10 protein-coding genes are annotated in these 11127 nt (G+C 72.3%); 5 read left to right on the forward strand and 5 right to left on the reverse strand.

From position 1 onward, the window contains the following. Window positions 1-13: 13 nt before the first annotated feature. The gene (locus AB0P17_RS08500; protein WP_365808797.1) at window positions 14-778 is read right to left on the reverse strand and encodes a hypothetical protein; all 765 of its coding nucleotides are present in this window, start codon (window positions 776-778) and stop codon (window positions 14-16) included. 93 nt (window positions 779-871) lie between these two features. Here AB0P17_RS08500 and AB0P17_RS08505 point away from each other — a divergent pair, with 93 nt between their 5' ends. The 5 genes from AB0P17_RS08505 to amaP are packed head-to-tail and all read left to right on the forward strand — an operon-like array spanning window position 872 to window position 3333. Beyond that, the gene (locus AB0P17_RS08505) at window positions 872-1339 is read left to right on the forward strand and encodes an Asp23/Gls24 family envelope stress response protein (protein ID WP_365808799.1); all 468 of its coding nucleotides are present in this window, start codon (window positions 872-874) and stop codon (window positions 1337-1339) included. A gap of 35 nt (window positions 1340-1374) precedes the next feature. Continuing rightward, window positions 1375-1566, forward strand: coding sequence for a hypothetical protein (locus AB0P17_RS08510; RefSeq protein ID WP_365808801.1), 192 nt, complete (start codon window positions 1375-1377; stop codon window positions 1564-1566). A gap of 21 nt (window positions 1567-1587) precedes the next feature. Continuing rightward, the gene (locus AB0P17_RS08515; protein ID WP_365808803.1) at window positions 1588-1935 is read left to right on the forward strand and encodes a hypothetical protein; all 348 of its coding nucleotides are present in this window, start codon (window positions 1588-1590) and stop codon (window positions 1933-1935) included. Further along, a complete protein-coding gene (locus AB0P17_RS08520; RefSeq protein ID WP_365808805.1) occupies window positions 1932-2750 on the forward strand; it encodes a DUF6286 domain-containing protein in 819 nt (272 codons plus the stop codon). The genes AB0P17_RS08515 and AB0P17_RS08520 overlap by 4 nt, the downstream gene beginning before the upstream one ends. A gap of 4 nt (window positions 2751-2754) precedes the next feature. Further along, a complete protein-coding gene (gene amaP, locus AB0P17_RS08525) occupies window positions 2755-3333 on the forward strand; it encodes an alkaline shock response membrane anchor protein AmaP (RefSeq protein WP_365808807.1) in 579 nt (192 codons plus the stop codon). 9 nt (window positions 3334-3342) lie between these two features. On the opposite strand, the gene AB0P17_RS08530 is transcribed toward amaP, so the two are convergent. From AB0P17_RS08530 to AB0P17_RS08545, 4 genes are all read right to left on the reverse strand, one after another. Beyond that, window positions 3343-4098: an SDR family oxidoreductase gene (locus AB0P17_RS08530; RefSeq protein ID WP_365808809.1), complete on the reverse strand. Its 756-nt coding sequence runs from the start codon at window positions 4096-4098 to the stop codon at window positions 3343-3345. Between the two features lie 5 nt (window positions 4099-4103). Then, on the reverse strand, window positions 4104-5990 hold the full coding sequence (locus AB0P17_RS08535; RefSeq protein ID WP_365808811.1) for a glycoside hydrolase family 15 protein: 1887 nt from the start codon (window positions 5988-5990) through the stop codon (window positions 4104-4106). Window positions 5991-6054: 64 nt separating this feature from the next. Then, entirely contained in the window at window positions 6055-6870 is an 816-nt protein-coding gene (locus tag AB0P17_RS08540; protein WP_365808835.1) for an SURF1 family protein, read from the reverse strand. A 314-nt stretch (window positions 6871-7184) separates the two neighbouring features. Next, the coding region (locus AB0P17_RS08545; RefSeq protein ID WP_365808813.1) for an Ig-like domain repeat protein at window positions 7185-11127 on the reverse strand (3943 nt) is incomplete at its 5' end.

The following is an 11127-nucleotide window of genomic DNA, read 5'->3' on the forward strand; positions in this document are numbered from 1 at the left end:
CTGGCCCCGCCGGTCAACTCCGCCCCGTGCTCCCCGTACGCCCCGTGCTCCCCGCACGGGGCGTCGTGTGTTCGGCCGGGGCCTCCACCGCCGACACCACCACGGTCACCGAAGGCGCCCCCGGAGACCCGGCCAGCCGCGCGCGCACCGCCCGTGCCACATCCAGCGGGCGGTGCCCCGCCGCCGTCGCCAGTTCGACCCGTACCCGCGCCACGCCGCCGTCGGGCGCCGCCGTCTCGTACACCGCCCTGCCCAGGGTCCTGGTCAGATACGCGACCCCGGGCACCGCCGCGACGGACCTCCCCGTCGCCCCTTCGGGCTCCGCGGCGTCCCGCCCGGCCGGCCCGGCGGGTGCCGGGGGCCGCGGCGCGGAGTCCAGCAGCGCCGTCACCCGGAGGTCGACATCGGTCACCCGCAGCCCCAGCCCGTCCACCGCGCACCTGAACAGCGCCCCGCGCAGCCGCTCCGCCAGCGCCGGCAGCGGCTCTCCCGGGCCCGCCGCGAACTCCGCGTCGATCCGCAGCGGCCCCGGCGGCTGCGCGCCGGGCGGCGGGACCACGGCCGGGGGCCCGGCCGCCTCGGGGTCGGCGAGGGCGATCCGTACCGCGTCCAGGGCGGTCCCCGCGACGCCCGCCGCGGCCCGCCGCAGCTCCGCCGTCGCCGCCCCTTCGGCCAGCCACGCCCCGTCGGCCGCGTCGCCCAGCGCGAGCAGTCTCCCCAGGGCGAGCCGATGCCGTACAGCGGCCGTCCGTGCCCCGCTCCGTTGTCCGCTCGTCATTCCGCCACCCTGCCCCATCCACGGCGCGAGACCGGGCAAGCGCACCTAATGTGGGCAAAGGAGTCAATCACCGCGCGGAAGGGATGAACGGCGATGGCAGACACCACACCCCGCAGCCGGTCCGACGAGAAGGGGGGAGCCACGCCGGTCACCAAGCGCGGCGGCGGAGCCCCGGCCTCGCGCGGCCGTACGACCATCGCCGACGGCGTGGTGGAGAAGATCGCGGGTCTCGCGGCCAGGGACGTCCTCGGCGTGCACGCCCTCGGCAGCGGGATGTCCCGTACCTTCGGCGCCGTACGCGACCGGGTCCCCGGCGGCGGCAAGTCCGTCAGCCGGGGGGTGAAGGCCGAGGTCGGAGAGGTCCAGACGGCACTAGATCTGGAGATCGTCGTCGACTACGGCGTCTCGATCACCGAGGTCGCCGGCGCCGTCAGGGAGAACGTCGTCGCCGCCGTCGAGCGGATGACCGGCCTCGAAGTCGTCGAGGTCAACATCGCGGTGAGCGATGTGAAGCTCCCCGACGAGGAGGACGACGAAGAGCCGGAGACACGGCTCCAGTAGCGGCCGGCAGGGGCGCGGCGGAAGAGGAGCGCACGATGAGCATGGCGGCGGTGGGCCTGGTGGCCGGGATGGTGCTCGGATTCGCCGGATACTTCGGCGGTTTCGGAGCCTTTGTGGTGGTGGCCGTGCTGGGCGCGGCCGGTTTTCTGGCGGGGAAGTTCATCGACGGCGATCTGGAACCCGGCGACTTCTTCCGCCCCCGCGAGCGCGACGACCGGCGGCGGTGACCCCGGGTGGCCGGGGAGCGGATGACAGGTGACCGGGTCGCGGCGGCCGGACGCGGAGCGACCACCATCGCCGACCGGGTCGTCGCGAAGATCGCCGCGCGGGCGGCCAGGGAGGCGCTCGACGGCGTACCGGAGGGCGGCGCGCCGCCGCACGCCTCCGTGACGGTGCGCCACGACAGCGCGCGGGTACGGGTCGGTGTCGAGCTGGAGTACCCCTCCGACCTCGGGGCCCAGTGCGGCGCGGTACGCCGGCAGGTGGTCCACCGGGTCAGAACGCTGGTGGGGATGGAGGTACCGGAGGTGGACGTACGGGTCGAGCGACTGCACTCCGAACGGTCGCGTGTCGCGGCGCGGGGGAGGACCGGATGAGCGAGGAGCCCGCGCCCGGGGGACGCCGGGATCCCCACCGGGACACGAACACGGACACGAACGGGAAGGGGGACACGGACGCGGGCGCGATGGGCGATACGGCCAGGGGCGCGGACCGGGGCGGCGTACTCGAACTGGACGACGTGGACGAGACGTTCGACCAAGGGCGCAGACCCACCCTCGACGGCGACGGCGACGGCGACGGCGACGCCGACGGCTACGAGCACGGTGCCGACGAAGGCCGACCGGACGACCGCGGCCCCGGCGTGGCCCGAGCCGGGCGCTTCTGGTCCTTCCGCCGCGTCCCCGCCGCGCTGACCGCGCTGATCCTGCTCGGCGCGACCGGGCTGCTGCTCTACGACATCGCGGCGGTACGCGCCGGCCACCCCGCCATGTACTGGCGCCGCGCGCTCGCAGCCCAACTCGCGCGCCGGCCGCTGGACGAGCTGTGGATCCTGGCCGCCGCCGGCGTCGCCGTGCTCCTCGGCCTGTGGCTGCTCGCCCTCGCCCTCACCCCGGGACTGCGCCGGCTGCTGCCGATGCGGCGGGAGTCCGCGTCGGTACGGGCCGGGCTCGACCGCGAAGCCGCCGAACTGGCGCTGCGCGACCGGGCCATGGAGGTCTCCGGCGTCCGCTCGGCACAGGTACGGCTGCGGCGCTCCCGGGCCAGGGTCAGCGCCGCCGCGCACTTCCGCGCACTCGACGACGTACGGGCGGACCTGGAGCGGGCGCTCGGCGACGGCATCGGCGAACTGGGCCTGGAGCGGCGGCCGGGGCTGACCGTACGGGTCCACCGGCCCGCGAAGAAGAGGTGACGGGATGATCCGCCTGGTCAACCGGGTGCTGCTCGCTCTCATCGGTCTGGCCCTGGTGTGCGGGGGCGGGGTGGTCCTCGCGGCCGGGGCGGGGTGGCCGGTGCCGTCCTGGTGGCCGTACGCCGGCCCGCGCGGCGTCCTGCTGAGCCGCGCGAACCGGATCCGCTACCGCGAGGAGGGATGGTGGTGGCCGGCGGTCATCGCCGCCCTCGCGATCCTGGTCGTGCTGGCCCTCTGGTGGCTGCTGGCCCAACTGCGCCGCGCCCGGCTGCCGGAGGTGCTGATCGGCAGCGGGGACGGCGAGGGCGCGGTGGTGCGCGGCCGGGCGCTGGAGGACGTACTCGCCGGGGACGCGGAGTCCCTGGACGGCGTGGCCCACGCGGACGTCCGGCTGACCGGCCGCCGCACCGGCCCTTCGGCCCGGATCCGCCTCCTCCTGGAACCGCACGCGCCCCCGGCCGCGACACTGCGCCGCCTCACCCACGAGTCCCTGGAGCACGCCCGGAGCTCGGCCGGCCTGGCGACCCTCCCGGCGAAGGTGCGGCTCCGGGCGGCGAAGCACCGGGCGGAACGCGTGAGTTGACGCCAGACGCTAGAAGCCGTGGCGCGAGCCGCCGTCCACCGGGAGCATCACGCCCGTCAGATACGACGCGGCGGGCGACAGCAGGAACGCCGCCGTCCTGCCGAACTCCTCCGGCGTCCCGTACCGCCGCAGCGGGATCCGGGACTCGTTCGCCGCCCGCGCCGCCTCCGCGTCGCCCGACAGCGCGTCCAGTTCGCGGACCCGGTCCGTGTCGATCCGGGCCGGCAGCAGGCCGAGCACCCGGATGCCGCGCGGCCCGACCTCGTTCGCCAGGGACTTCGCGAACCCGGCGAGCCCGGGGCGCAGCCCGTTCGAGATGGTCAGGCCCGGGATCGGCTCGTGGACCGAGCCGGAGAGCACGAAGCCGACGACCCCGCCCTCGGTCAGCTCCGCCACCGCCGTGCGGGCCAGCCGTACCGCGCCGAGGAAGACCGACTCGAACGCCGTACGCCACTGCTCGTCCGTGTTGTCCGCGGCCGAGCCGGGAGCCGGACCGCCGACGCTGATCAGGACGCCGTCGAAGCGGCCGAACCGCTCCTTGGCGGCCGCGATGAGACGTTCGGCCACCGCCGGGTCCGCGTTGTCCGCGGCCACTCCGTGGGCGCCCGGGCCTATCTCCGCCGCCGCGGCGGCGACGCTCTTCTCGTCGCGTCCCGAGATGACGACTTTCGCGCCGTCCGCCGCGAGTGCTCCGGCGGCTGCGCGGCCCAGCCCCCGTGAGCCACCGGTGACGACGTAGACACGGTCCTTCAGTCCAAGATCCATGGCCCCTATCCTGCCGTGCCGGTCTCCGTACTGTCGTCCCCGGGCCCCGTACTGTCGTCCCCGGCCCCGTCCCGTCCGCCGGTCTCCAGCGCCGTGATGTCCGGTTCCTTCCCCGCCGCCACCCCCGCCAGCGTCAGCGCCGTCACCACCAGGCCGATGTGGCTGAACGCCTGCGGGTAGTTGCCGAGCTGCCGCCGCGCCACCGGGTCGTACTCCTCCGCGAGCAGCCCGACGTCGTTGCGCAGCGCCAGCAGCCGCTCGAACAGTTCCTCGGCCTCCGCCGCGCGCCCGATGAGGTGCAGCGCGTCGGCCAGCCAGAACGAGCACACCAGAAACGTTCCCTCTTCGCCGGGCAGCCCGTCCACCGCGGGTCCGGCCGTGCTGTACCGGCGCAGCAGACCGTTCTGCCCCAGCTCCGCCCGTACCGCGTCGACCGTGCCGATCACCCGGGGGTCGTCCGGCGGCAGGAAGCCGACGCGCGGGATGAGCAGGGTCGCCGCGTCCAGCTCCGCCGAGCCGTACGACTGGGTGAAGGTGTTCCGCTCCGGGTCGTACCCCTTCTCGCACACCTCCCGGTGCACCTCGTCGCGCATCGCCCGCCACCGGCGCACGTCGCCGCGGAGCGTGGGGTCCTCCTCCAGGGCCCGTACGGCACGGTCCGCCGCGACCCAGGCCATCACCTTGGAGTGCACGAAGTGGCGGCGCGGTCCCCGCACCTCCCACAGTCCCTCGTCCGGCTCCCGCCACTTCGACTCCAGGAAGCCCAGCAGGCTGAGCTGGATGTTCCAGGCGTGGGGCTTGGGCGCGAGCCCGGCCGTACGGGCCACATCCAGGGAGTCCATGACCTCCCCGTACACATCGAGCTGGAGCTGGTCGACGGCGCCGTTGCCGGTACGGACCGGTGCCGAGCCCGCGTAGCCGCGCAGCCACGGCAGCTCGCTCTCCGGGAGCCGGCGTTCACCGCCCAGCCCGTACATGATCTGCAGATCGGCCGGATCGCCGGCCACCGCGCGCAGCAGCCAGTCGCGCCAGGCCGCCGCCTCCTCCAGATAGCCGGCGGAGACCAGCGCCCCCAGCACCAGGGTGGAGTCGCGCAGCCAGCAGTAGCGGTAGTCCCAGTTGCGTACGCCGCCCAGCTCCTCCGGCAGGGAGGTGGTGAGCGCGGCGACGATGCCGCCCGTCGGGCCGTAGGTGAGCGCCTTGAGCGTGATGAGCGAGCGCACGACGGCCGCGCGGTGCTGGCCCCGGTAGCGGCAGCGCGCCGCCCAGGTCTCCCAGTCCTCCAGGCTGCGCGCCAGCGCGTCGAACGGATCGACGCGCGCCGGGCGCGGCTCGTGCGAGGGGTGCCAGGTGAGGACGAACGCCACCGACTCGCCCGGCCCGACCGTGAACGACGAACAGGTGCTGAAGTGCTGCCCCCAGGTCTTCACCGGAGGCTGACTGCGCAGCCAGACGGAGTCGGGTCCCGCGACGGCGACCCGGTGGCCTTCCGAGCGGCGCACCCACGGGACCACGGAACCGTAATCGAAGCGCAGCCGCAGGGTCGCGGACATCTCCACCGAGCCGCTGACGCCCTCGACGATCCGCACGATGTCCGGGGCCCGCTCGCGCTGCGGCATGAAGTCGACGACCCTGACGGTGCCGGTCCTCGTCTCCCACACCGATTCCAGCACCAGCGACTCACCCAGATAGCCGCGCCGTGTGCACTCCCCGGCCCCGGCGGGAGAGACCCGCCAGTGACCGTTCTCCTCGCCGCCGAGCAGCGCGGCGAAGCAGGCGGCCGAGTCGAAGCGAGGAAGGCACAGCCAGTCGATGGAGCCGTTCCTGCCGACCAGGGCGGCGGTCTGGAGATCGCCGATGAGTGCGTAATCCTCGATGCGTTGCTGGTTCACGCCAGGGCTGTTCCCGTACGGCGGGCGCGCTAAGCAGCGGGGAGCCCGGCCGGGGCGGCAGGCGTCAGGCGTTCGCGGGCTCGGGCTCGGCCCCCGCGTCCGTCTCCTCGGCGTTCTCCGCGGCGCTCTTCGCGGCCGCGGCGCGGTCGCGCTTCTCGTTGCGTACGAGGATCCACCAGCCCACCGGCACGGCGGCCACGAACAGCCACCACTGGACGGCGTACGCCATGTGCGGGCCGATCGAGCTGTCGTCCGGGTTCCGGATCGGCTGGGGACTGCCGTCCGCCGGCACCGGGGAGGTCAGCTCGACATAGCCGCCGAGGACGGTACGGCCCAGCTCCTCCTGCTGCCGACGGCTGTTGATCAGCATGACCTGCCGGGGCGGCAGGTCCCCCACGTCCCGGATGCCGGTGACCTCGGAGGTCTCGTCGGCCTTCAGCCGGCCCGCGATGGTGACCTCGCCCTGGGGAGGGGCGGGGATGCTCGGGAAGGTGTGCTGGTCGCCGTTGGCCGGGATCCAGCCCCGGTTGACGATGACCGCCCGCCCGTCCTTCATGATCAGCGGGATCAGGACGTGGTAGCCGACCCGGTCGTCGTTGGAGGTCCTGCGGCGTACGACGACCTCGTGCTCGGGGTCGAACGTGCCGGTGACGGTGACGCCGCGCCAGTAGTCGGCGCGCGGGACGGAGTGCCCGGGGGAGGTCAGCTCGGTGACCGGTACGGGCTTCGCCGCGAGGTTGGCCGAGATCAGCGAGTTCTGGGCGACCTTGCGCTCATGGCGGTGCAACTGCCAGAAGCCCAGCTCGATCATCACGGGGATGAGCGCGAGGGCAAGGAGGGTGAGGATCACCCATTGCCGGGACAACAGGAAGCGGTACACGCCACTGACGGTACCCGGCGGGTCCCGGCGGCCCGACCCGGGGGTGGGGACCACGTCGCGGACCGCCGCCGGATACGACGCGCCGCCCGGGAACGGGCCGGCGTGCCCGCCCATGGTGTGGTGCCTCCAGGGCCAGCCGTCGGCCTCGACCGGGGCGGCGTACGGACCGCCGCGGCCCTGGCGCGAAGCGTTCCCCGGCGCCTTTCCCGTGACGCGTCACGCGATCGGACCAGGGGAAACCGGGGCGGCGGCCGCCGCCCCGGTTCGGGTTCTGCTCGGCCCCGCGGTTCCCCGGCGCGGCGACCGATGCGCGGTCAGGGAAGGACGGGGAAGAGGACGAGCGTCAGCGGCTCCGTCACGGAGGACGGCGCGTAGCAACTCGTCCCGGCGAAGGACGCGGTGTAACTCGTTGCCGTGACCGCCGTACTGGAGACCGGCAGCGCCGGCGGGGCCAGTGTCGCCACCCCGCTGGCATTCGTGAGTGCGGTCCCGAGGACGGTGGGTACCAACGGCGTGTTCGCCTTGAAGGTGACCAGTTGCCCCGCGAGCGGAGCTGCACTGGAGGTGACCTTGAGCGTGGCGCTCATCGTCGGGATGACGAACGAGCCGTTGGCCCGCACGCGGATCTGCGCCGGTCCCGCCGTCAGCGTCGTGGGAGCGGGGCTCACGGTCAGGTTGGCCGTCGCGGCGGAAGGGCTGGTGCAGGTGCTGCCGTTGTAGACGGCGGTCACCGTGCCGCTGGTACCCGCGGTGGTGGTGACGCAGGCACTGCCTCCGGCGTTGAGCGGGACGGTCTGCACGAATCCGCCGGGGCCGGCGAAGGTGACCGTCCCGGTGGGGGTACCGCTACCCGGCGCGAGGGTCGTGACCGTGGCGCAGAACGTCACCGGCCGACCACAGACCGCGGGGTTCGGGGTGACGGTGAGCACGGTCTTGGTCGGGGCGTTGTTCACGGTCACACCCGTGGTGCCGGTCGAACCTGTGAAGCAGGTGTCGCCGTTGTAGACGGCGGTGATGGTGCCGCTGGTGAGGGTGCTGGTGGTGACGCAGGCGGTGCCGCTGGCGTTCAGCGGGACGGTTTGGTTGAGTCCGCCGGGTCCGGTGAGGGTGATGGTTCCGGTGGGGGTGCCGCTGCCGGGTGCGACGGCGGTGACGGTCGCGCACACCTTTACCGTCTGTCCGCATACGGAGGGGTTGGGGTTCACCGCGATCGCGACCGTGCTGGCTGCCTGGTTGACGGTGACCGGTGCGGTGCCGGTGGATGAGGTGAAGCAGGTGTCGCCGTTGTAGAGGGCGGTGACGGTGCCGGTTCCCAGTGTGCTGGTGGTGACGCAGGCGGTGCCGCTGGCGTTCAGCGGGACGGTGGTGTTGAGTCCCCCGGGTCCGGTGAGGGTGACGGTTCCGGTGGGGGTGCCGCTGCCGGGTGCGACGGCAGCGACGGTTGCGCACACCTTTACCGTCTGTCCGCATACGGAGGGGTTGGGGTCCACCGCGACCGTGACCGTGCTGGCTGTCTGGTTGACGGTGACCGGTGCGGTGCCCGTGGCCGAGGTGAAGCAATCGTCGCCGTTGTAGAGAGCGGTGATGGTGCCGCTGGTGAGGGTGCTGGTGGTGACGCAGGCGGTGCCGCTGGCGTTCAGCGGGACGGTTTGGTTGAGTCCGCCGGGTCCGGTGAAGGTGACGGTTCCGGTGGGGGTGCCGCTGCCGGGCGCCACCGCCGTCACGGTCGCGCAGACGGTGACGGGCTGTCCGCATGCGGAGGGGTTGGGGTTCACCGCGATCGCGACCGTGCTGGCTGTCTGGTTGACGGTGACCGGTGTGGTGCCGGTGGATGAGGTGAAGCAGGTGTCGCCGTTGTAGAGGGCGGTGATGGTGCCGCTGGTGAGGGTGCTGGTGGTGACGCAGGCGGTTCCGTTGGTGTCCAGGGGGACGGTTTGGTTGAGTCCGCCGGGTCCGGTGAGGGTGATGGTTCCGGTGGGGGTGCCGCTGCCGGGTGCGACGGCGGTGACGGTTGCGCACACCTTTACCGTCTGTCCGCATACGGAGGGGTTGGGGCTTACCGCGATCGCGACCGTGCTGGCTGCCTGGTTGACGGTGACCGGTGTGGTGCCGGTGGATGAGGTGAAGCAGGTGTCGCCGTTGTAGAGGGCGGTGATGGTGCCGCTGGTGAGGGTGCTGGTGGTGATGCAGGCGGTGCCGTTGGTGTCCAGGGGGACGGTGGTGTTGAGTCCGCCGGGTCCGGTGAGGGTGATGGTTCCGGTGGGGGTGCCGCTGCCGGGTGCGACGGCGGTGACGGTCGCGCACACCTTTACCGTCTGTCCGCATACGGAGGGGTTGGGGTTCACCGCGATCGCGACCGTGCTGGCTGCCTGGTTGACGGTGACCGGTGTGGTGCCGGTGGATGAGGTGAAGCAGGTGTCGCCGTTGTAGACGGCGGTGACGGTGCCGGTTCCCAGTGTGCTGGTGGTGATGCAGGCGTTTCCGTTGGTGTCCAGGGGGACGGTTTGGTTGAGTCCGCCGGGTTTGGTGAAGGTGATGGTTCCGGTGGGCGTTCCGCTGCCGGGTGCGACGGCGGTGACGGTTGCGCACACCTTTACCGTCTGTCCGCATACGGAGGGGTTGGGGTCCACCGAGACGGTGGTCGTGGTGGAGGCTTGGTCGACGGTCACGTCGAAGGTGCCGGTCGAGGCTGTGAAGCAGGTGTCGCCGTTGTAGAGGGCGGTGATGGTGCCGCTGGTGAGGGTGCTGGTGCTGACGCAGGCGGTTCCGCTGGCGTTCAGCGGGACGGTTTGGTTGAGTCCGCCGGGTCCGGTGAAGGTGACGGTTCCGGTGGGGGTGCCGCTGCCGGGTGCGACCGCCGTCACGGTCGCGCACACCGTGACCGTTTCACCGCATACGGAGGGGTTGGGGTCCACCGTGACCGACACGGCACTCGTGGCCGGGCCGACCGTAACGTCGAAGACCGCGTCCGAACCCGCGAAGCACGAGTCGCCGTTGTAGGTGGCCATGTACGTGCCGCCGGTGAGGCTGCTGGTCGCCAGGCATACGTTCCCGCCTGTGCCCAGTGCGAGTGTCACGTTGAGTCCGCCGGGTCCGGTGAGGGTGATGGTTCCGGTGGGGGTGCCGCTGCCGGGTGCGACCGCCGTCACGGTCGCGCACACCGTGACCGTTTCACCGCATACGGAGGGGTTGGGGTCCACCGTGACCGACACGGTGCTGGCTGCCTGGTTGACGGTCACGTCCAGTGATCCTGTCGACGGCAGGAAGCAGTTGTCGCCTGTGTAGGAGGCGGTGACGGTGCCGGTCTCCAGCGTGGTGGTGGTCACGCACGCCGTACCGTTCGCGTCCAGCCCGGCGACCTGGGTGCTGCCGTCGGGAAGCAGGAAGGTGATGGTTCCGGTGGGGGTTCCGCTTCCGGGTGGGACCGCGCTGACGGTCGCGCAGAGGGTGACGAGCTGGCCGCACACGGAGGGGCTGGGGTCCACCGTGACCGACACGGCGCTGGCTGCCTGGTTGACGGTCACGTCCAGTGATCCTGTCGACGGCAGGAAGCAGTTGTCGCCTGTGTAGGAGGCGGTGACGGTGCCGGTCTCCAGCGTGGTGGTGGTCACGCACGCCGTACCGTTCGCGTCCAGCGTGACCGTCTCGTTCAGCCCGCCGGGTCCGGTGAGGGTGATGGTTCCGGTGGGGGTGCCGCTGCCGGGTGCGACGGCGGTGACGGTTGCGCACACCTTCACCGTCTCGCCGCACACCGACGGGTTGGGGTCCACCGTCACCGACACCGTGCTCGTGGCCGGGTTGACCGCCACATCCGCCGTCTCCGTGGATGAGGTGAAGCAGGTGTCGCCGTTGTAGAGGGCGGTGATGGTGCCGGTCTCCAGTGCGCTGGTGGTGATGCAGGCGGTTCCGTTGGTGTCCAGGGGGACGGTGGTGTTGAGTCCGCCGGGTCCGGTGAAGGTGATGGTTCCGGTGGGGGTGCCGCTGCCGGGTGCGACGGCGGTGACGGTCGCGCATACCGTGACCGTCTGTCCGCATACGGAGGGGTTGGGACTTACCGCGATCGCGACCGTGCTGGCTGCCTGGTTGACGGTGACCGGTGCGGTGCCGGTGGATGAGGTGAAGCAGATGTCGCCGTTGTAGAGGGCGGTGATGGTGCCGGTTTCCAGTGTGCTGGTGGTGATGCAGGCGTTTCCGTTGGTGTCCAGGGGGACGGTTTGGTTGAGTCCGCCGGGTCCGGTGAAGGTGATGGTTCCGGTG

Origin of the sequence: Streptomyces sp. NPDC088124 (assembly GCF_040685895.1) — a bacterium.
Classification (GTDB): domain Bacteria; phylum Actinomycetota; class Actinomycetes; order Streptomycetales; family Streptomycetaceae; genus Streptomyces.